17 protein-coding genes are annotated in these 23,191 nt (G+C 40.5%); all 17 read left to right on the top strand.

Features of this window, described 5'->3' with window-relative positions; all coding sequences use genetic code 11:
* Positions 1-31 precede the first annotated feature (31 nt).
* The 17 genes from V7K62_RS29770 to V7K62_RS29690 all read left to right on the top strand — a co-directional run bounded on the left by V7K62_RS29770 (position 32) and on the right by V7K62_RS29690 (position 23,142).
* The gene (locus V7K62_RS29770; RefSeq protein WP_334870582.1) at positions 32-2,200 is read left to right on the top strand and encodes a tetratricopeptide repeat protein; all 2,169 of its coding nucleotides are present in this window, start codon (positions 32-34) and stop codon (positions 2,198-2,200) included.
* A 327-nt stretch (positions 2,201-2,527) separates the two neighbouring features.
* Entirely contained in the window at positions 2,528-3,301 is a 774-nt protein-coding gene (gene rfbF, locus V7K62_RS29765) for a glucose-1-phosphate cytidylyltransferase (RefSeq protein ID WP_292717108.1), read from the top strand.
* Between the two features lie 114 nt (positions 3,302-3,415).
* The gene (gene lhgO / locus V7K62_RS29760; protein ID WP_334870580.1) at positions 3,416-4,630 is read left to right on the top strand and encodes an L-2-hydroxyglutarate oxidase; all 1,215 of its coding nucleotides are present in this window, start codon (positions 3,416-3,418) and stop codon (positions 4,628-4,630) included.
* Positions 4,631-5,136: 506 nt separating this feature from the next.
* Positions 5,137-5,262, top strand: coding sequence for a hypothetical protein (locus V7K62_RS29755; protein ID WP_334870578.1), 126 nt, complete (start codon positions 5,137-5,139; stop codon positions 5,260-5,262).
* Between the two features lie 228 nt (positions 5,263-5,490).
* Entirely contained in the window at positions 5,491-6,519 is a 1,029-nt protein-coding gene (locus tag V7K62_RS29750) for an NAD-dependent epimerase/dehydratase family protein (protein WP_334870576.1), read from the top strand.
* A 167-nt stretch (positions 6,520-6,686) separates the two neighbouring features.
* On the top strand, positions 6,687-7,955 hold the full coding sequence (locus V7K62_RS29745; protein WP_334870574.1) for a class I SAM-dependent methyltransferase: 1,269 nt from the start codon (positions 6,687-6,689) through the stop codon (positions 7,953-7,955).
* Positions 7,956-8,194: 239 nt separating this feature from the next.
* Entirely contained in the window at positions 8,195-9,202 is a 1,008-nt protein-coding gene (locus V7K62_RS29740) for a glycosyltransferase family 2 protein (RefSeq protein WP_334870572.1), read from the top strand.
* A 50-nt stretch (positions 9,203-9,252) separates the two neighbouring features.
* Entirely contained in the window at positions 9,253-10,098 is an 846-nt protein-coding gene (locus V7K62_RS29735; RefSeq protein WP_334870570.1) for a phytanoyl-CoA dioxygenase, read from the top strand.
* A gap of 151 nt (positions 10,099-10,249) precedes the next feature.
* Positions 10,250-10,807, top strand: coding sequence for a dTDP-4-dehydrorhamnose 3,5-epimerase (gene rfbC / locus V7K62_RS29730; protein WP_334870568.1), 558 nt, complete (start codon positions 10,250-10,252; stop codon positions 10,805-10,807).
* 107 nt (positions 10,808-10,914) lie between these two features.
* Positions 10,915-12,180, top strand: a complete 1,266-nt coding sequence (locus V7K62_RS29725) for a glycosyltransferase (protein WP_334870566.1) — start codon at positions 10,915-10,917, stop codon at positions 12,178-12,180.
* Between the two features lie 75 nt (positions 12,181-12,255).
* The gene (locus tag V7K62_RS29720) at positions 12,256-13,569 is read left to right on the top strand and encodes an NAD(P)H-dependent oxidoreductase (protein WP_334870564.1); all 1,314 of its coding nucleotides are present in this window, start codon (positions 12,256-12,258) and stop codon (positions 13,567-13,569) included.
* A 298-nt stretch (positions 13,570-13,867) separates the two neighbouring features.
* Entirely contained in the window at positions 13,868-14,968 is a 1,101-nt protein-coding gene (locus V7K62_RS29715; RefSeq protein WP_334870562.1) for a glycosyltransferase, read from the top strand.
* 147 nt (positions 14,969-15,115) lie between these two features.
* Positions 15,116-17,344, top strand: coding sequence for a GumC family protein (locus V7K62_RS29710; RefSeq protein ID WP_334870560.1), 2,229 nt, complete (start codon positions 15,116-15,118; stop codon positions 17,342-17,344).
* Positions 17,345-18,181: 837 nt separating this feature from the next.
* Entirely contained in the window at positions 18,182-18,898 is a 717-nt protein-coding gene (gene hepC / locus V7K62_RS29705; protein ID WP_334870558.1) for a heterocyst development glycosyltransferase HepC, read from the top strand.
* 244 nt (positions 18,899-19,142) lie between these two features.
* Positions 19,143-20,984 (top strand): heterocyst formation ABC transporter subunit HepA, encoded by a 1,842-nt coding sequence (gene hepA / locus V7K62_RS29700; protein WP_334870557.1) that lies wholly within the window; start codon positions 19,143-19,145, stop codon positions 20,982-20,984.
* A gap of 61 nt (positions 20,985-21,045) precedes the next feature.
* Positions 21,046-21,885 carry a hypothetical protein gene (locus V7K62_RS29695; RefSeq protein ID WP_334870555.1) on the top strand — a complete coding sequence of 280 codons (840 nt, stop codon included), beginning with the start codon at positions 21,046-21,048 and terminating at the stop codon, positions 21,883-21,885.
* Between the two features lie 69 nt (positions 21,886-21,954).
* On the top strand, positions 21,955-23,142 hold the full coding sequence (locus V7K62_RS29690) for a glycosyltransferase family 4 protein (RefSeq protein ID WP_334870553.1): 1,188 nt from the start codon (positions 21,955-21,957) through the stop codon (positions 23,140-23,142).
* Positions 23,143-23,191 lie beyond the last annotated feature (49 nt).

Genomic DNA, 23,191 nt, shown 5'->3' with positions numbered 1-23,191 from the left:
TACAATAACTCCCGTTAGCGGTAATTTCATTATGCAGGTACTACGTTGTTCCCCTAGAAAAGAAATCCTCAGCCTCAATGTCAGTTTGGGGCGTGGGGGTGAAGCTTGCGTTTATACAGTGCCATCTGATAGCAATTTGGTGGCGAAGATTTACCACAAGCCAACCACTGCCCATGCTGATAAACTCCAGGCGATGCTTGCCAACCCGCCAGAAAACCCTACGGCTAGTTTGGGGCATATCTCTATCGCTTGGCCAGAGGATTTATTACGGGCGGCAGATGGCAAAAATAGCATCCTGGGCTTTTTGATGCCACGTATTCAGGGGATGCGTCCAATCATCGACTTTTACAACCCCCGAACCCGTCGGCAACACTGCCCCCTATTCAACTATCAGTACCTGCTCCGCACGGCTCGTAACCTGGCGGCGGCTTTTGCAGCTTTGCACGCTAGTGGATATTGCATTGGTGATGTGAACGAGTCCAATATCCTTGTCAGTGATACAGCATTGGTGACTTTGATAGACACAGACTCTTTCCAAGTAACCAACCCAAACAACAATGTTGTTTATCGCTGTCCAGTAGGTAAACCAGAGTTTACTCCACCAGAACTACAGAATAAAACTTTTGCCCAGCACGATCGCGAAATCTCTCACGATTTATTTGGGTTAGGGGTGCTAGTATTTCAACTCTTAATGGAAGGCACCCACCCATTTTCGGGGATTTTTCAAGGTGCGATTGAGCCACCACCTTACGAAGCCCGCATTGCGTCGGGTCATTTCACTTACAGCGAAAAGCGTTACGTACCCTACCTGCCGACGCCCATTGCACCCCCTTGGGAAATTCTTCATCCCACCTTACAGGAGCTATTTGTGCGTTGTTTTGAAGAGGGTCACAACAACCCACTACTGCGTCCCAATGCCCAAACTTGGCTCTCGGCAATCGCTGAAGCCGAAGATTCCTTGATTACCTGCACGACAAATCCCCAGCATCGCTACAACAACCATATACGTAGCTGTCCGTGGTGTGAACGTACCGTGCGATTAGGTGGACGCGACCCCTTTCCATCACATCGGGCTATAGAAGCTAGAGAACATCTCCAACCGCGAATCAAAGCGAGAAAGCGCTACGCTCAGACACCGCATTTTCCCCAGCCAGCCATGTCATCGCAGCTAGCTAATTACTGGCAACCAGTAATGACTCCTAGCGGTTCATATTATAAACCTTCCAAAAAGTCAAAGTTGTACCCGATTATTTGTTGCTTGCTCGGTTTTGGTTTATTGGGATATGCAGATGTAATGATTAAATTTACTCAGCCGTTGGTTTCCCAAAATGCTTACACTCAACAAACAATCAGGTCTTCCCAGCCAAATAACAAACTCAGCTTTGCTGATTCTTATCAGCAAGGTTATACAGCTTACAAAGAGCGAGACTATGACAAAGCAATTGTCAACTTTAGCCAAGCAATTGAACAAGAACCTACACATGCTAGAGCAATTGTAAATCGTGGTAATGCCCGCTATAACCTGAAAGACTACGAAGGAGCAGTTACAGATTATAGCCAAGCTCTGAAAATCAATCCCAATCAAATCAAAGCTCTGGTAAATCGGGGCAATGCTCGCTATATGCTTGCCGAATATAGCAACGATCCTGATAGAGAATATAATCTAGCGATCGCGGACTATAATCGAGCCATCGGTCTGGATAATAATGAAATTGAAGCTTTTATCAGACGGGGCATTGTCCGCGCCCAAATGGCTAAATACAGCGGTGAATCTCAACAAGCTTACAAAAAAGCGATCGCCGATTTTACTCAGGCAATAAAACTTAATGTCTCCCAAGCAGAAGCTTATTTTCAGCGGGGTGTTGTTTATTATCAAATTGCTCAATATAGCAGCAATTATCAGCAAGAATATAATCAAGCGATCGCTGACTTTAACCAAGCATTAACCCTAAGCCCCAGACTAGCAAAAGCATATCTCAAACGAGGTATGGTTCGCTATGAACTGGCACAGTATGGCGGTAGTGAATCTAACAAAAACCAGACGAAAGCTGTCGAAGATATCCAGGCATCTGCCAAAATATTTCTTGAGCAAGATGACATGGATAATTATCAGCAAGCACTCAGTAATATGTGCGTAGTCGTAGAAAACAAATGTGACCCTTTATTCCAAGGTTCAAGTAATGTAGAAAAAACTAACTAGAAACAAGTAAGTTTTCTTACTAGCATATTATTGGTTTTGATTTAAAAAATCAAGCCTGACTAGGATTAGTGCCAGCTAATCCTAGTTATTTTATGGGTAATATTTGTATTTAATTAAGTAATTTATTTCTGTATTTATAGATATTCATAGAGCTTTTATATATAAAAGATTTTAATTTATCTTTCCTTTATAATTTCGCCGGAAATTACGGTTAGATTATTGACTGAGAAAAAGAAATTAGAAATCAATTTTTCTCCATCTAAGTGCATCCTCTTCATGTCAAAAAATTCAAATAATCATATCCCTACAAATCTCCGAGGTAATTGCATGAAAGCGGTGATTTTGGCTGGAGGTCTTGGTACACGCCTCAGTGAAGAAACCAGTATCAGACCCAAGCCGATGGTTGAAATTGGTGGTAAGCCAATTCTCTGGCACATAATGAAAACTTACTCGGCCCACGGCATTAATGACTTCATCATTTGTTGCGGTTACAAAGGTTACATAATTAAAGAGTATTTTGCTAACTACTTCTTACACATGTCAGATGTTACCTTTGATATGCGATTTAACCAGATGAATGTGCATTCTGGGTATGCTGAACCTTGGCGCGTCACTTTAGTAAATACGGGTGATAATACAATGACAGGCGGACGGTTAAAGCGAATCAGCGAACATCTTGGTAATGAGACTTTTTGCTTTACTTATGGTGATGGTGTAAGTAATATTAATATCACAGAGCTAGTTAACTTTCACAAACAACAAAATAGCTTAGGAACACTCACAGCCGTTCAACCAGCCGGACGTTTTGGTGCTATTTCTTTAGGATATGAGCAAACCAAAATCACCAGCTTTCGGGAAAAACCAGAAGGTGATGGAGCTTGGATTAATGGCGGTTATTTTGTGTTAGAACCAGAAGTAATCAACTTAATTGCTGATGACTCTACGGTGTGGGAGCAAGAGCCATTAGAAAAGCTAGCTGATATGGAACAGCTATCTGCTTTCAAACATGATGGTTTTTGGCAACCGATGGATACTTTACGTGATAAAAACTATCTCGAAGGGCTGTGGAAAAACAATCAAGCTCCTTGGAAGGTATGGTAAGGGGACTAGGGACTAGGGACTAGGGACTGGGGGAGATTTTTTCTAACCGAATACCAAGTACCCAATCCCAAATGATTTTATAGATTTACTGTAATTTGAAGTGCGATAATACTAATGTATGATTTTGCGATTATAGGTGGGGGAATAGTTGGACTTTCGACAGCGTTGGCTTTAGGAAAACGCTATCCTAATGCCCGGATTTTAGTACTAGAAAAAGAGAGCCAATGGGCATTTCACCAAACTGGCAATAATAGCGGGGTAATTCATTCTGGTATTTACTACAAACCAGGAAGTTTCAAAGCTAAATTTTGTCGTGATGGTTCTCGCTCTATGGTACAATTCTGCCAAGAGCATGGAATTGACCATGAAGTTTGTGGTAAAGTGATTGTTGCAACTGAAGAACAAGAACTACCACGCTTAGAAAATCTCTACCAACGCGGCTTAGACAATGGCATAGAAGTCCAGAGAATCAGCCCCGAAGAAGTCAAGGAAATTGAACCTCATGTAAGATGTGTAGGTGGAATTCGGGTATCCTCAACTGGTATTGTTAATTACAAGCAAGTTTGTTTAAAATATGCCCAGCTAATTCAACAGCAGGGTGGGGATTTGCACCTCAAGACAAAAGTTCTGAAAATCTCCCCAAGTGGTAAAAATCAGGTACTGCAAACAAACAGCGGTAACTTTGAAACACGCTTTGTAATTAATTGTACTGGATTGCATAGCGATCGCACCGCCAAACTAGGTAAAGTTGAACCCCAAGCAAAAATTGTACCATTCCGGGGAGAATATTACGAACTCACACCAGAAAAACGCTATCTGGTCAAAACACTAATCTACCCAGTTCCCAATCCAGATTTTCCCTTCCTGGGTGTCCACTTTACGCGGATGATTGATGGTAGCGTCCATGCAGGGCCAAACGCCGTTCTATCGCTCAAACGCGAAGGTTATAAAAAAACCGACTTTGACCTACGGGATTTTCTGGAAGTCATCACCTATCCCGGTTTTTGGAAGTTAGCAGCCAAACACGCTGATGAAGGCATCCAAGAAATCATTCGTTCTTTTAGTAAAGCAGCCTTCACCAGAAGTTTGCAAAAACTAATTCCCGAAGTCCAAGCAGAAGACTTAGTTCCCACCCATGCAGGAGTCCGCGCTCAAGCCTTAATGAACGATGGCAAGCTTGTAGACGACTTTTTGATTGTTTCTGGTCAAAACTCCATTCATGTTTGCAATGCTCCTTCTCCAGCTGCCACATCTTCTCTAGAAATTGGCAAAGCGCTTGTGGCAGAAATTCCCCAACTTTCGCATCTAGAGAGTGTAGTAACTGCATAGATAGCATAGTTATTATTTCCGGGACTGCTGAATTAAGGGATGAATCTTGTATAGTGGGCATCTTTCTTTGCCTGCCTCGAAATACAAGGGACGAGTAAGATACCCATCCCACAACAAACAAAAAAGTGTCATGCATCAATTAAGAACCGTTATAAAGTACTGCTACCCAATGGGTAAGCCTGTCTAACTTTTCACTGTGGAAAAGCTCGCGTTAAACCTAATCCCCTAGCCCCTTCCCGACGCGGGAATGGGGAAAATTCAAAGTCTCTCTCCTCTTAGGAGAGAGAAATAGAAGTGAGGTTTTCCATATACCGTGAAAAGTCAGGTAAGCCTGCAAAGGTTTTAGTAACTACGTAATGACTGTTCACTGAGTCATATATAGCGCTTCTGTGTTGAGTCCAATACAGACCTAACCCCCAACCTCTTACGCCAGGTGCAACAAGAGTGGCTCGCCGCCCAACGCACTGGCTCCCCTACTAGCGTTGGAGAGTAAGATTCAAAGCCGAATGGCACTAAGAAAAGGCGAAAGGCTTGTGTCACCTCGTTCCCAGTCTGAAGACTGGGAATGTATTCCAAGAGGCTCTGCCTCTGGTCAAGCCACTGGAGGCGGCAGCCCTCCGAGAATGGGTTAAGAGCCTGGAGGCTCTTAACCAGTTAGGGCAAAGCTTATAGCTTTTCTTAGTGCCATTCGATTCAAAGCCTCTCTCCTTTTAGGAAAGAGGAATGGAAAGAGGTCAACTTTTGCATACAAACAAAAAATATAGCGGTTCCCTTCTAGATGCAACACGCTGTAGGGCATACATCTGTGCGTCCATACTAAACGAAGAATTTAACTCATCAATACAAAGGCATTAACCACAATGAAAATATTAGTAACTGGCACAGAAGGCTATCTAGGTTCGTTATTACCGCCTCTGTTAATCGAACGAGGACATGAAGTTATTGGTTTAGATACCGGTTTCTATAAAGTTGGTTGGCTGTATAACGCCAATGGGGTAACACCCAAAACCCTCAACAAAGATATCCGTAACATCACCCCTGATGATTTGGAAGGTATTGAAGCCATAGTTCACATGGCGGAACTCTCCAACGACCCAACCGGACAATTGGCACCCAATATTACCTACGAAATTAATCATGTAGGTTCAGTTCGTCTAGCTAGTCTGGCTAAGGCTATGGGTGTGCGTCGCTTCGTATATATGTCTTCGTGCAGTGTCTATGGTGTTGCTACCGCCGGTGATGTCACAGAAGAATCCCCAATTAATCCCCAAACAGCCTACGCAGAATGCAAAACTCTCGTAGAAAGAGATGTCACACCACTCGCTGACGATGACTTCTCTCCCACCTTTATGCGGAATGCCACTGCCTTTGGTGCTTCTCCCAGAATGCGCTTTGATATCGTTTTAAACAACTTAGCAGGGTTGGCATGGACTAGCAAAGAAATCAAAATGATTAGTGATGGTACACCTTGGCGGCCATTAGTCCACGCATTGGATATTTGCAAAGCAATAGTCTGCACCTTAGAAGCACCACGAGACATTGTACATAACCAAATCTTCAACGTGGGAGATACAGCGAATAACTATCGCGTTAAAGAAATCGCGGAAATTATTGCTGATGTTTTTCCAGATTGTAAATTGTCTTTTGGTGACAACGGCGCAGATAACCGCAGCTATCGCGTATCCTTTGAGAAAATCAACACAATCCTACCCGGATTTAAATGTGATTGGAATGCCCAACTTGGTGCCCAACAGCTATTTGATTTATTCAGTCAAATACACATGGCTGAAGATACTTTCTTGTTTAGAGGGTTTACTCGCTTAAAACAGCTAGAGTATCTAATTCGTACAGAGCAGATTGACAAAGATTTCTTCTGGAATAAAAAATAGCTAGAGTTGGCTATTAGTGTGTAAATAAATAATTTAATCAGAGTAATTGTTCGTAATTTGTGCTTTAGCACTAAAGTGCAAAATACGAACCGATTAAATCAAAATATACACACTAATAACATCAATATTTCATCATCAAATTATTTACAATCAGTGAGTTGAAATTTATGGCGATCGCAAAATGTCGTTTTAGTGGTCAACCTCTGCACCAAACCTTTATTGAACTAGGAATGTCACCTTTAGCAAATGCTTATCTTAGAGCAGAACAGCTAAATAATGCCGAAAAATTTTATCCCCTCCATGCTTATGTCTCTGAAGACACTCTCTTAGTTCAATTAGAACAGTTTGAAACTCCAAATCACATTTTTAGTGACTATGCTTACTTTTCTTCATACTCGGTAACTTGGCTAAAACATGCTAAAGCTTACACTGATATGATGATAGAAAAGTTTAATTTTAATCATCATAATCAAGTTATTGAAATAGCTAGCAACGACGGCTACCTACTGCAATACTTTTTAGAGAAGGGAATCCCAGTTTTAGGAATAGAACCAGCAGCAAATATCGCCAAGGTTGCTGAAGACAGAGGCATTCCTAGTATCAACAAGTTTTTTGGAGTTGAAACTGCCAAAGAACTCGTGATACAAGGAAAACTAGCTGACCTTTTGATAGGTAATAATGTTTTAGCTCATGTACCGGATCTAAACGATTTCATTGCTGGGATGAAACTCATCCTCAAACCCAATGGCATTTTGACGATGGAGTTTCCTCACATCTTACAACTCATTCAAGAAAATCAGTTTGATACGATTTATCATGAGCATTTTTCTTACTTCTCATTCCTGACTATCGAAAAAATTTTTGCAGCGCACAATTTGCAACTTTTTGATGTGGAGGAATTAGCAACTCATGGCGGTTCACTAAGAATTTATGCCAAACATGACTATGCCGATCATCTCAGTATCAGTGAACGAGTTAGCCATCTGAAAGCCAAAGAAATTGCCGCTGGACTGCATCGCATAGAGACTTATATTACATTTGGAGAAAAAGTCAAAGAAACAAAGCATAAGCTATTAAATTTTCTCTTGAAGGCTAAAGCAGAAGGTAAATCAATCGCTGGTTATGGCGCACCAGCTAAAGGCAATACATTGCTCAATTACTGTGGGATTGGGAAAGATTTTGTTGATTACACAGTAGATTGCAATCCCTACAAACAAGGCTTATTTTTACCTGGCACTCATATTCCCATCTTTGAACCAGATAAAATATATGAAACTAAACCAGATTATGTCCTAATTTTACCTTGGAATCTCAAGGAGGAAATTATGGAACAGATGGCATTTATTGGCGAGTGGGGTGGACAGTTTGTAGTGCCAATTCCTGAAGTAAAAATTTATCCATGTCCTGTTCCGGATCGGCTTTTAATAGCATCGTAATTACTAAATAGAAGCAAAAAACGCCTCTAATTAGGTGCTTTCAAACGTTGAAATCTCTTGACAATAAAGATATTTATTCCTGAGTACATTTGTTAAGCATATCAGGTTGGATAATTATTTGTCTACCCAAGTAGCTAGAGAATCGCCTGTAAATTAGTGTGTTAATTGCCAAGTTACTGTTAACACTAAATCTTGGCGATAACCACTCATATATCAATTTTTAACTACTATTTATTACCATGCATAAATTACTAACCATTGCTATACCGACTTATAATCGTGCTGAATTACTTGATAAACAATTAGCATGGCTAGCTCAAGCTATTAAAGGTTTTGAAGATGATTGTGAAATTTTAGTTTCTGATAATTGCTCAACAGACAATACTCAAGAAGTGATCCAAAAATGGAAAGCAATACTTAGCAATATTACATTCAATTCAAATAAAAATTTTCAGAATTTAGGCGTCGTAAGAAATATTATGTATTGCCTAAATTATACAACAACAAAATATGTTTGGACAATTGGTGATGATGACCCAATTCAAGATAGAGCTATTCCTTATGTAATTAGTAAACTCAGACAACATGAAGATTTATCATTATTGTTTCTTAACTTTTCAGGTTGGAACAAAATTACTGGTGAACCAGTTCATCCACCAACAATTGTTGGTAATCGCTGGTTTGATATAGATAGTGAAGATGGTGATGGTGATGGTAAAGCTATATTTGAGCATTGTTTCTCAAAAAGTGTCGGTGCAGTCATTTTTCTGACTGCTACAATCTACCGCACTGATTTAGTAAAATACGCTCTCCAAAATTGGCAAGATGCTGAGAATAACTGGATATCTTTAGCATATTTAGCCGGGTATTGTGCTGCTAATGGTCGTGTAATTGTCACGAAAGAAACTTATTTAGAATGTATTGTTGGTGTGAGTTATTGGCAAAAAGAACCAAAATCTGCACTCTTAATGCAATACAAACACATACCCGAAGTGATTTTGAAATTGGAGAAAAGTGGATATTCTAAGCAGTTTTGCAGACGGATGCTTTTGCAAAACGGTAAAGAAGTCAACTTGAAAGTTTTCTTAGGTGCTTTAAGAAGATGGCCTATGTCCGCGATTAAAACAGTAGTTCCATTTTTGGCTTTAGTCAGTTTGTGTGCTTTTGACGTAATGGTTTCTAAAGAGTTCGGGTTAGCAGAATCGAGTAAAATATCTACCCAAGAAATTCAAAGCTATAAGCCATAAGCTACTAAATTACTGACACATATACATCGAAACTCGAAGGAATTTACGATATGTTTAGTGTAATTAAACGCAAAATATCTACACTGTCTTCTGACTTTGAATATTACCTAGCCCGTTGGAAGCATAGCAGAAATCTGCCAGCATTGGAAGGACGCGATCGCAACATCCTTAATGCACTCAAAAAAGATGGTGTTTGCGTCACAACATTGGCAGATTTAGGGTTTGACTCTAGCTCTGAGCTGCTCAAAGCTGCTTACCATCAATTGTCTCAGATGGAAAATCCTAACAACAACCATCTAGATGAAAAGTTACCACAAATTTCTACAGTTACAGGTTTACCAGAATTTTATGCCTGGGGAATGGAGAAAAGACTTCTCAATATAATCGAAAATTATATTGGTCTTCCTATTGCCTTTCATGGTGTACATTTACGCAAAGATTTTCCTAGCAAACATCAGTTTGGGACGCTTCTATGGCATAGCGATGCTGAAGACCGTCGCATTATCAAAATCTTTATTTACTTGACCGATGTAGAAGAAAAAACTGGGCCTTTTGAATACATTCCCCGTTCTTTAACTTCCTTGTTTAGTTGGAATTATATTCAGCTTTTCTACAAACTTTGGAAGTCAGGCTATATGGGCCTCGACGATGAAGAAGTAAAACCAGTCATACCCAAATCAGCTTGGAAATCCTGCCCAGGCCCAGCAGGTACTGTCATTCTTGTAGATACGAAAAATGCTTTGCATCACGGCACAGTCCGCACAAAAGAACGCTCAACACTATTCTTTTGTTACACCGCCAACCCTCCTGAAAGACCAGACCTCTGCACCCAATACTGGGATGATACTTATCCCAGAGCAGAGTTACGTTCTGCATCAGATGCAATGTCTATTTAGGGACTAAGTATTTACTGTGGGGTGGGCATCTTGCTCGCATTTGGTTACTGGGCGGGCGAGACGCCCACCCCACAAAATTGGATAATTTATTTCTTGGAAATCCTTTAATCTGCGGACGTTCTAAGACTCAACATTCATCTCAAAGGAATATATGATTTTCATCGAAACTGCACTCAAAGACGCATTCATTATTGACTTAGAAGAAAAGCCCGACCACCGTGGTTTTTTTGCTCGGTCTTTCTGCGCTCAAGAATTTGAAGCACACGGATTAAAGCCAACAGTTGCTCAATGTAACCTGTCTTTTAACTACAAAAAAGGCACTATTCGGGGGATGCACTATCAAATTCTGCCAGCCGCAGAAACAAAATTAATTCGTTGTACGAAAGGCGCTATTTATGACGTAATTATTGATATGCGTCCTGAATCTCCTAGCTTTTTATCACACATTGGTGTAGAGCTAACCCCAGAAAATCACCGTGCTTTGTATGTTCCAGAAATGTTTGCTCATGGCTATCAAGCACTCACAGATGAGACTGAAGTTGTATATCAAGTGGGGGAATTTTACACCCCAGGATATGAAAGAGGTTTACGCTATGACGACCCATTCTTTAACATTGATTGGCCTCTAGATGTGACTGAAATCTCCGAGAAAGATTTAAATTGGCCTTTGTTGAGAATGATGACTGTTGGCGGTACAGTTTCCAGATAACTATAGGCTATTTATCTGCGCGACGCCAGTTGCTACAACGCTCTTAACCCGCGTCACACACTGGCTCCTCTACATGAGGTAAAAATAATTAATTAGGGTAGAAATAAATGCAAAATAATATTCTATCTCGCGTTGGCAATACTATCTCTTTTGTTTCCAAAAAAGTCCAAGCACGCATCGATTATGCGAAGACTTTACAGGTTGTTTCTCTAAAGCCTAAACAGCCTTCTAAAGGAAATGCACTTCTTTCTTATCGGATTGAACCATTTCTGATCAAACCAGGTCAGCCTATCCCTAATGACCAGAGTTGGAACTGGGAATGTCTACTAATCGCCCAAACTTTTTTAGACTTGGGCTATAACGTTGATGTTATCCAATTCCACAATGATAAATTCGTTCCTCAAAAAGACTACGCATTTTTCATTGATATCCGTCATCGTTTAGAAGCGCTTGCACCAAAACTGAATAAAGATTGCATTAAAATTTTCCATGTTGACATTGCTAATATGATTTTTCGCAATGCAGCAGAATGCAACAGACTTCTAGAACTTCAACAGCGTCGAGGAATTACCTTACGTCCACAACGATTTGAAACGCCCAACTTAGGAATTGAATATGCCGATTACGCTACCGTATTAGGCAACAATTTCACAGTTGATACATTCAAATATGCGAACAAACCAATGTATCGTATTCCCATTTCCTCGTCATTCGTTTATCCCTCTCCTGACGAGAAAGACTTTGAAGCGGTAAGAAAGAATTTTCTATGGTTTGGTGGTAGTGCTTTAGTTCTCAAAGGATTAGACTTGGCTTTAGATGCCTTTGCCCAAATGCCGGAATACAATTTAACAGTTTGTGGCCCGGTAAGTAATGACAAAGAGTTTGAGCAAGCTTTCTATAAAGAACTATACGAAACACCCAACATTCATACATACGGTTGGATTGATGTTAGTAGTCCTGACTTTTTAAAGATTACAAATAATTGTTTGGGACTTGTTTATCCTTCCGTTTCTGAGGGACAGGCAGGTGCAGTAATCACCAGCTTGCAAGCCGGATTAATCCCGATTTTGAGCTATGAATCTGGTGTGGATGTTCACGATTTTGGTGTGATTTTCGATAATCTTTCCCTTGAAGAAATTAAGGCGAAAGTTAGAAGTATTTCCAATTTGCCCGTTGAAGACCTCAAGCTGATGTCTAATAAGGCATGGGAATACGCAAGAGCAAATCATACCAAAGAAAAGTTTGCCCAAGCCTACAGAAATGCTATAGAGCAAATTATCGAAGATCACAGCCAGAAAAAACAGACTGCTTCTATAGCAAAGTCTCATGTAGACGAGCCAGCAATTTACGATGAAAATGTACTTAAGATTTAGCTGTAACAAATTATTAAGTGCAAAATTATCGAGAATTTGTATCACAATAAACAGTTCCAAAAAGGAGTTTAGTTCATGATTATTATCGATCGCGCCTTACAAGCCCGTGCAGCAGCAGGAAATCCTATCAAGGTAGGAATGATTGGTGCTGGTTTTATGGGTCGAGGAATTGCCAACCAAATTGTCAATTCAGTGCCAGGAATGGAGTTAGTTGCTATCTCCAATCGCCAGATTGATGCAGCTAAACAAGCTTATTCGGAAGCCGGAATTGAGGAGATTCAAGTTGTTGCAACTGTCAGCGAATTAGAAGATGCGATCGCTAACGGTAAGTATGCAGTCACAGAAGACGCAAAGTTACTGTGTCGGGCTGAGGGCATCGATGCATTAATCGAAGTCACAGGTGCAGTGGAATTTGGCGCTGGGATCGTTATGGAAGCGATCGCTCATTGCAAGCATGTGATCATGATGAATGCCGAACTCGATGGCACCATTGGCCCCATCCTGAAAGTGTATGCCGACAAAGCAGGCGTCATTCTCAGCGCTTGTGATGGCGATCAGCCAGGGGTACAAATGAACCTCTACCGCTTTGTAAAAAGTATTGGTTTAACTCCGTTATTATGCGGTAACATTAAAGGACTCCAAGACCCCTATCGCAATCCCACCACCCAGGAAGGATTTGCTAAACGTTGGGGTCAAAAGCCCCACATGGTGGCTAGCTTTGCCGACGGAACCAAAATTTCCTTTGAACAAGCGATCGTTGCCAATGCCACAGGGATGAAAGTCGCCAAACGGGGAATGCTGGGATATAACTTCAACGGTTATGTCGATGAAATGGCCCATATATATGATGTTGAACAACTCAAAGAACTGGGCGGCATTGTCGATTATGTAGTTGGAGCAAAACCTGGCCCAGGCGTATATGTATTTGCCACTCACGACGACCCCAAGCAACAGCACTATCTCAACTTATACAAATTAGGCGAAGGCCCACTTTACAGCTTCTATACTCCTTATCACCTCTGTCATTTTGAAGTTCCCCTGTCCGTAGCGCGTGCTGTCTTATTCGGTGATGCCGTTATGTCTCCATTAGCTGGCCCGCTAGTAGATGTTGTCACCACTGCCAAAATCGACCTGAAAGCAGGAGAAACCTTAGATGGCATCGGCTACTACATGACCTACGGACAATGTGAAAATTCTGATATCGTCCAACAGCAAAATCTTCTACCAATCGGTCTAGCTGAAGGGTGTCGCCTCAAACGAGATATTTCTAAAGATCAAGTCCTCACTTATGAGGATGTAGAATTACCTGAAGGCAGACTTTGCGACCAACTACGAACTGAGCAAAACACCTATTTCGCTCCAGAAAAAATCTTAGTAGCAGTTGGATAATATCGGTTCCAAAAACATTTGCGAGAAATGAATTGGCTGTAGGGGCATACAGCTGTACGCCCCTAATACGGTTTGGATAAGATCCCCCCGCCTGCGGCGACCCCCTTAAAAAGGGGGTAAGGATCAGATAAAGCCCCCCTTTTTAAGGGGGGTTGGGGGGATCTCCGAGGCGTCTACATATTTGTCGCAATAATTTCGTAAAGAGGATAAGAAGTTATACTGCTGAAGACTAAAGTTGTTGATAGTAATTTGCTGGGGAGCGTTTAAACAAACCCGATCGAAACTTTAGGTCAAATTCATGAAAATTGCTCTAGTCCACGATTATTTAACCCAGCGAGGTGGGGCAGAGCGTGTGTTTGAACTGCTTTGTAAGCGCTATCCCGAAGCAGATATTTTCACATCTTTGTACGATCCCCAAAAAACTATAGATTTAGGCGATCGCATAGTCAACACAACTTTTTTGCAAAAGATTCCTGGGGCAGCCAAATATTTCAGGTCGATGGCTCCTCTATATTTCCCTGCCTTTCGTGCCTTGGATTTGCAAGACTACGATTTAATTATTAGCAGTAGCACCAGCTTTGCCAAAGCAGTGCGAAAAAACCCCAATGCCCGCCACATTTGTTTTTGCCATAATGTCACCCGTTTCTTATGGGATACAACAACTTATTTAAGAGAGTACGGAGACTATAGATATTTTGCTCCTTTAATTGAACAAGTATTTCAAGTAATGAGAAAGGTAGACCTAAAATATGCACAGGAACCTGACCTTTACATTGCTAACTCTAGTGTTGTTGCCCGCCGGATTGAAAAGATTTATGGCAAAAAGGCAATGATGGTGAACTATCCAATTGATACTAGTAAATTTGTTTTTTCCGATATAAAAGATGAATATTATCTGGCCTCCGCCCGGATGATCAGTTATAAGCGACTTGATATAATAGTCGAAGCTTTTAATTGGTTAGGGTGGCGGTTATTAATATCTGGTGATGGGCCAGAACAAGCACGGTTAAAATCCAAAGCATTACAAAATATTGTGTTCTTGGGACACGTAAGTGATAGAACCCGCAAAGACTTGTTTTCCAAAGCCAAGTCTATTATTGTCGCAGCCTTAGAAGACTACGGATTAGTTCCGGTAGAGGCTAATGCTAGCGGCACACCAGTCATCGCTTATGGAGCAGGTGGAGTATTAGATACTCAAATACCAGGTGAAACAGGAGTCTTTTTCAAAAGACAAACACCCGAATCTTTACAAGTTGCATTACTAGAAGCCAACGGGATTTCTTGGGATTACGATCGCATCCGTAATCATGCAGTAGCAAATTTTTCAGAAAATGCCTTCTTTGGTAAAGTTGAGCAAATAATTAACCAAACTTGTGGTGTGCATCAATTATTCATTTAATTTCTGAATCTCTTTCCATTATAAGATTACCTATTTATTTTCTCTCTCGTCCTTGGCGGTTCGTAAAAAAATAGGTATTCTTCGGAGAATCTCTTAGCGCAAGTCTTGTTGGTGTAGCCTTTCGTAGAAAAGACAAGGATAATAAAAGTGGTTCAAACTAGTCTAAATCCTCACATAAGTGCAGCTTCTGAAAATGAACCAAGTTACGGACAAATGTTTGCCGTATTTGTGCGGAGATTTCCTTGGTTCTTAGGAGTATTAATTAGTTGTATTGCTATTGCCAGCGTAGTAACTGTCAAGACAAAACCTACTTATAAAAGTTCTATGCAACTGCTAGTAGAACCTAACTATCAAGGCAAAACAGAAGGTGCGGGGGTAGATAACCAGTTTACTGACTCTAATGTGGTCATAGATACTGCCACCCAGCTTAACTTGATGCAGAGTTCGGGACTTATTCAAAAAGCAGTTGATAAACTTCAGTCTGATTATCCAGATATCAGTTCAAGTGAAATTAAAGCTTCTTTGGTCTTAACTCAATTAAGGAGCAAAGAAGATAATGTCGCTACTAAAATATTTCAAGTTGAATACACTGCTGGAGATCCAGAAAAGACCCAAAAAGTTCTGGGTGCAATTCGACAAGTTTATGTGCAATATAACAAACAACAACAGAATTCGCGTTTACAAAAAGGTCTGCAAATTATCAGAGAACAGTTAAGTAAAGCCAGTGAAGAAGTAAATGCGGCTGAGACAAACTTACAAAGGTTTCGTAGAAACCAGAACTTAATCGATCCAGAGTCACAAGCTAAAGCGATTGAGACAGCTTTAAATAATATTTCCCAAGAAAGACAGACAACTCGTGCTCAGTATGGGGAAGCTTTAGCACGCCAAAAATCTCTGGAAGAACAACTTAACCGTTCTCCCCAAAATGCTCTAGTTGCTTCTCGTCTGAGTCAGTCTACTCGCTATCAAGGCTTACTGAACGAAATCCAAAAAAGTGAACTGGCACTAGCACAAGAACGCTTACGTTTTACAGATCAAACTCCGAGTGTGCAAAAGCTCAAAGAACAGCTTCAGGGCCAGAAGGAATTATTGCAACAAGAGGTAGGAAGAACTTTAGGCGGAAAGTCTGCTAGTGCATTCACTTCTGGAGACTCTCTTCTCGAAAAAGGACAGCTTGGCCAAATTGATCTCAGCCTTGCTGGTCAGTTAGTAGAAACGCAGACAACTATAGTTGCTTTAACTGCTCGCGATCAAAGTTTGGCTCAGAAAGAAAACGAGTTGCGTTTTGAAATCAAACGCTTCCCGCCTCTTTTGGCTTATTACAATCGGATGCTACCGCAGTTGCAATTTAGCCGTGAAAGATTAGAGCAGCTTTTAAGAGCAGAACAACAATTGCGGCAAGAACTTTCCAAGGGTGGATTTAATTGGGAAGTGGTGGAAGATCCCCAAAAAGGCGCACAATTAGGCCCCAATCTCCAACAGAATTTGCTGTTAGGTGCTGTGGTTGGGTTAATGTTAGGAGGCATTGCTGCCTTTATTCGCGAATCGGCAGATGATGCAGTTCACACCACTGCTGAGTTAGAGAAGCAAATGGCCATGCCGTTGTTGGGAACAACTCCCAAGTTACCGCCAGCCAAACCCAAAGAATCTATGATCAAGTTGCCTTTTGGTAAGCCAGAAGTTCTTGCCCCCTGGACAATTCAGGTATTGCAATCTCCACCGCGTTGGGAATCGCTGGATCTGATTTACAAAAACATTGAACTTTTAAATACTGTTACTAATTTAAAATCTTTGATGATTACCTCGGCTTTAGCCGATGAAGGTAAATCAGCTTTGGCGTTGGGTTTGGCAATGAGTGCTGCCCGTTTACACAAAAGGGTACTGCTGATTGATGCCAACTTACGCGATCCCAGTCTCCACGAACAACTGAATCTTCCTAATGAGCAGGGGCTTTCAACTTTATTGGCGAGTGACACAACTCTACCCAACCAAATTAGTCTTCAATACTCAGGTTCCGCCTACATCGATATTTTGACTGCTGGCCCCAAACCTGCTGACCCTGCTAATCTGTTGAGTTCCCCTCGGATGATGCAATTAATGGCAGCATTTGAGGAAAACTATGATTTGGTACTCATAGACGCTCCCCCAGTTCTCGGCTTGGTGGATGCCATGCTTACCGCATCATCTTGTCGTAGCGTGGTCATGGTAGCAAGCATTGGTATTGTAACGCGAAGTCAGCTGACTCAAGCGACAGCTATGCTGAGTAAGTTAAATCTGATTGGGGTTGTAGCTAATGGGGTATCAAACTCTAGTAGTAATTACGTACCTAATATCAAACAACAGCAATTAGCTCTACGTCAAGCTGTAGAAAAGTAATTAGTATAACTAGATGAAAGATCCCCGACTTCTTAGAGAAGTCGGGGATTTTTCTCGTTTCTAGCCTCTGGCTGGAAATGCAGATCAAAAGCGGCTCTGCCGCGAGTCAGGGAGGCGGAGCCTCAAAATAGGCATTCCCAGTCGGAGACTGGGAACGAGGTATTCTTTCTCGTTTCTAGCCTCTGGCTGGAAATGCAGATCAAAAGCGGCTCTGCCGCGAGTCAGGGAGGCGGAGCCTCAAAATAGGCATTCCCAGTCGGAGACTGGGAACGAGGTATGAACAAAATTTAATTTAGTTGTGATCAGGAAAAATTTAGTATATTTATGCTATCTTTATGAATTATCAGAGAAATCACTGGCTCTTTAAAGAGCAAATAAAGAATTTATTTGAGCGATCGCTACTTCTACATAGTCTTATATTCTAGAGATTAAAGCACTTCCAAAAAGGTTAAAAGACAACACTAGACTGGTTTTGTTAAATCTATCGACAGAATGAACACCTCAGCGTAATTAAACGTAAATATAGATTCATGGGTAATTTCCCTCTACACTTCTCTACTGTCAGTAGTTTCCGGAAAATCATGATTTGCCCATGAATGTTAATAGTAGCGGTGATTGCTACATATCTAATTAGTATCTGTCTAATTTGTACATCTCTACACCAGCAGAATTCGGCGCGATATGTGCTTGGCTGAGTGGCAAATAGTAATGACATATTTTTGCCCTCAATTATCTCCAATTTTTTGGAGTTAGAACAAGATTTGGATTTGGGTCTTTGGCATTGATAGCCTTTGATAACTCCTCAACAATTCACTCCTGTATAAACCCAAAGACATTATGACAACTTCAATAATTCCAACTCTAGAGAATTTATATGATGTAACCCAGCCACACCAAGATAATCGTGGGTACTGCACACTCCAGTGGCGACGGGGTAAGCTTTTGGTGAAGCCGCCAGGACGAGTTAAACAACCATATCTACCTTCATTAGATAGTAAGCGATCGCTAGTAGAATGCTTACAACATTCTCCTGTAAGTTTGGTAAGCATAGATCCAAAATTGGGTGAAGCTTTGGTCAGGTTTTGGGCAGATGCCTGTGAAGAAGCTCAAAAACCAATATTTCTAAGCATACCTGCTGGCAATAAACTACCTAACCAACCCTGGAGACAATTACAGCGACTAATTGATTGGATTGCTGCTTGCGTGTTACTGCTATTAGTAAGTCCAGTCATGTTGGGATTGATTGTATTAATGCAGGTTTACTCGCCAGGGTCACTTTTTTGTCGTGAGTGGCGTGTTGGAGAACGGGGTAAACTCTTTCGGGCGATGAGGTTTTGCACAACTACAAAGCACAAGATCACACCACTAGGGCGTTGGATGTGTAAATACGGTCTTGACAATTTGCCCCAGTTATTAGATGTGCTGCGGGGTGACATGAGTTTGACCGGATCTTGTTGTTGGACTTTGGAAGATGCAATACAGCTAAATAAACTACCAGAAATTACAGCTTCGTGGGAAGTAGAGGCACAGTCTCACCCAATACTGCTCGGTTAAGCATTTTCAACTCGGAATTCGGTTCGGGGAAAAGGTTAAAGGGTAAGGGTTAAAGGTTTTTTCTTTCGCCCTTTCCCCTTCCCATTTTCCCCTTAACCGACAAGTATTGCAGTCTCACCTGTTACATCTGGATAGCCAAACACTGTAATTTATCTGTGCGGTAACTGATGATTTCATCTACCGCACTTGGGCTAAAGCAAAAATAGCGGTCTATCTACTTTGCCAAACTATTATTATAAAATCCATGCATTTCAAACTTCCTCAACCACTCGGCAACTTGCTCAAAGCTACCAGCTTTTGGCAAGAAAACTATTTGATATTACAAGAATTTAAGCACTTTCGCAAAATTGCAATTTTAGCTCTCATATTTTCAGTTCTAGCGGCAACCTTTGAAGGTGTAAGTATTGGTTTTTTACTTTCCTTTTTACAAAGCTTAACTAGTCCCAACGCTCAACCTGTTCAAACAGGCATAGAATGGTTTGATATTTGGATTTTGGGAGCAAAGACATCAGCAATTAATCGTCTATACCGCGTATCTTCGCTGATTTTATTGAGTACTTGGTTACGTGCCATCTTCAATTACTTTTCTCAAGTCTATACTGAATTATCTCAGCTAAATCTTGGCGATCGCTTACGTAAGCAGATTTTTGAACAGTTACAATCTTTATCGCTAGGTTACTTTGCCAAAACTCGTTCTGGTGAACTAATTAACACCCTGACGACAGAAATTGAAAGGATCAGACAGGGTTTCAGTAGCGGAGCCTTTTTAGTGACTAGAGGATTAACAACCCTTGTCTACTTAATATCAATGTTTTTGATATCATGGCAACTAACGCTAATCTCAGCATTATTATTTACCCTTTTAGGTGTAGGATTATCCAATCTAAATGCCAGGGTGAGAGAATCAAGTTTTGGTATGACAACTGCCAATGCTAATTTTACATCAACAGCCGTAGAATTTATTAATGGCATTCGCACTGTTCACTCGTGTGGTACTCAAGAATTTGAGCGCCAGCGTTACTACAAAGCTAGCGACAAGATAGTAAGTACTACAACTAAAGTTGTCTTCACTTGGACAATTGTCAAGCCAATTGCTGAAGGGGTAGCTACTACGGTATTGGTTGGAATGATTATTTTGGCATTCACTAGCCTGGTGACTAATGGAACGCTACAAGTTGCTTCTTTACTAACATTCTTCTTTGTGCTATTTCGGTTTATTCCATTTGTTCAAGATATTAATGGCACAAGAGCATTTCTCAGTACTTTACATGGTTCAGTAGATAATGTAAAGAATCTCTTGAAAAGTGATGATAAAAATTATTTTCAGAATGGAACACTCAAGTTTAATTCTTTAAAAAGGTCAATAAATTTAGTATCTGTAGATTTTGGCTACGACGATGAAAATTTAGTGCTGCATAATATTACCCTAACCATTGAGAAGGGAAAGATGACAGCATTAGTCGGAGCATCTGGTGCTGGTAAAACAACGCTAGCTGATTTAATTCCGCGATTTTATAATGCTACAGATGGATATCTTTATATTGATGAAATTGATATACGGAAGTTTGAAATTAACTCTCTACGCCGCAAAATAGCTGTCGTCAGCCAGGATACTTTTATCTTCAATGCTAATGTTTGGCAAAATATTGCTTACGGTACTCCAGAAGCCACTAATGATCAAATTCAAGCAGCTGCTAAACTAGCGAATGCACTAGAATTTATTTTGGAAATGCCCGAAGGATTTGACACCCAATTGGGAGATAGAGGTGTGAGGTTATCTGGAGGACAAAGGCAGCGAATTGCTATTGCACGTGCTTTGCTACGGAACCCAGAAATTTTAATTTTGGATGAAGCAACTAGTGCCTTAGATTCTGTCTCTGAGCGATTAATTCAAGATTCATTAGAAAAGCTATCTGTTGGAAAAACAGTAATTGCGATCGCTCACCGTCTTTCTACCATTTCTAAAGCAGATAAAGTTGTAGTTTTAGAACAGGGACGGATAGTAGAACAAGGTAAGTATCAAGAACTCCTAGAACTCAAAGGCAAGCTTTGGGAATATCACAATATGCAATACCGTAATTCGTAATTTTTAAATTATGAATTCATTATCTTGGTTAATTGCTTATAGTTTTAACAAGGAAAAATAAATGGTAAATCTAGGCTACCACGCTGCTAAAATTCAGGGTAAATTTAATCGCTCTCTATATAAAGCAGCCCTTTATCAGATTGTGAACATCCCGATCAAACAAACTCGGCAAGTTCCGATAAGTGTCTATGCCTTCTCATGTGAACGCGATCTGCCAGAACAAGTAGCAAGTATTCGCTCCTTCATCCGTTATGTCGGCATTCCAGATACATTCACTGTAGTTTCTGATGGCAGTTACACTGATTCTAGTTGTAATTTACTCCGCCGGATCAATCCTTGCGTTCAGGTAATACCTTTACAAAACTTCCTGAGAACAGATTTACCTCAATGTGTTTTTGATTACGCCCAACTGCATCCACTGGGCAAAAAATTGCTGGCATTAATGTCAATTCCGATTAATGGGACTACGATTTACACTGATTCAGATATTTTATTTTTCCCCGGCGGAATTGACTTAATTAATTTGAGCAATTCCGATGACAAATACTCTCTTTATTTACCTGATTGTTCCATCTCATTAGACGAGCGAATTATTTATGATAATTCCGAGAAGTTAAATGCAGTAAATAGTGGATTTATATTATTTAGGCATGAATTTGACTGGAGTTTTGCTATCGAACGTTTAGCAAATCTTCAAGAAAATCCCACTTATTTTACTGAACAAACAATTGTCCATTTGACAATGCACCATAATCATGGTGAACCTCTATGCTCAAAACAATATGTTCTGCATGTAGAAGATCAATTTATCTATCCAGAAAAATTTGCTAGTCAAAAAATTGCCCTAAGACATTATGTTAATGATGTCAGACACAAGTTTTGGTTTAATTTGGACATATAGCTTGATGAGAATAGGCTCTATTTACATGAGCCATTAAACTAATAAGGACGTGAAAATAAGTGGTGAATAATGCTTAACTCAATCAATGATACCAAGCAAAATGAGAAACAATTACCTAGGGGAATTTTTGAAAAAAACCTGATTTATCAATGCTCAAATTTTGAGATCGGTGGGAGCGGAGGTGTTGAAACTTATTTAGCATCTCTGTTTGAACATCGACCACCTGATATTAGCGATCGCGTGATCAAATCGCTTAAAAATATTGACCAAAGCCAGTTTAAACTGCTACACATTCACAGCCCAGATTTGCTATTGGAGCTTACAGGCGAATGTCCTACCATCTTCAGCGTTCATAATCACTCATTGTATTGTCCTAGTGGCACAAAATATTTAGCAGAGCCGCGGACAATCTGCGATCGCAACTTCTCTTACTTAGGATGTACCTGGGGTAAGTTAGTAGATAAATGTGGGAGCCGTAAACCCTTAAGAACTCTTAGAGAACTTCAAAATACTCATCAATTATTAGATGTATTAAAAAAGATAAAAATTACTTTTGTTGCTAATAGCGAATATGTGCGGCAACAATTGATTCAAAATGGTGTACCCCCTGAGCAAACTGTAACGCTACACTGTGGGATCTCTGTACCACAAACAGCAACTGCACCTCTGAGTTTAGAAGTCCATCAAAATCATAGAATTTTGTTTGCTGGGCGGATTGTTTCTGATAAAGGTCTAGAATGGTTACTCAAAACTTTAATACATACAGACCCGCAAATTCAGCTTGATATCGCAGGTGAAGGCTGGGAACGACCCCGCTTAGAAAAGTTAGCAAACACCCTTGGATTGAGTAACCGAATAACTTGGCATGGTTGGTGCGATCCGGAAAAAATAAATAAACTTTATCAACAGTGTTTTGCAGTCATCTTTCCTAGTGTCTGGCCTGAACCTGCCGGTCTGGTAACTCTGGAAGCTTATGCTCGTTATCGACCTGTAATTGGTAGCACAGTCGGAGGGATTCCAGAACATTTACAAGATGGAGAAACGGGTATTCTTGTTCCAGGTAATAATATCAAAAAGCTGGTTGATGCCATCCATGATTTGTATCGAGATTATCAAAAAAGCCGATACATGGGCGAACAAGGTCATGCTTTATTGATGAAGCAATTTACAATGGCTGCTCATGTAAATAATCTCCGAACAATTTATGCAAAAACAATAGCTGAATTTCCTTCTAAAGCTGAAGAACTATATATATAGTATCCCTCAAGTTAAATAAGCTTACTTTCGTCAATACATCAAATGGTGC

Origin of the sequence: Nostoc sp., assembly GCF_036917935.1 — a bacterium.
In the GTDB taxonomy this organism is placed as follows: Bacteria; Cyanobacteriota; Cyanobacteriia; order Cyanobacteriales; family Nostocaceae; genus Nostoc.
The sequence above is the reverse complement of the archived record's forward strand: the minus strand, read 5'-3'. Positions and strand labels throughout refer to the sequence as shown.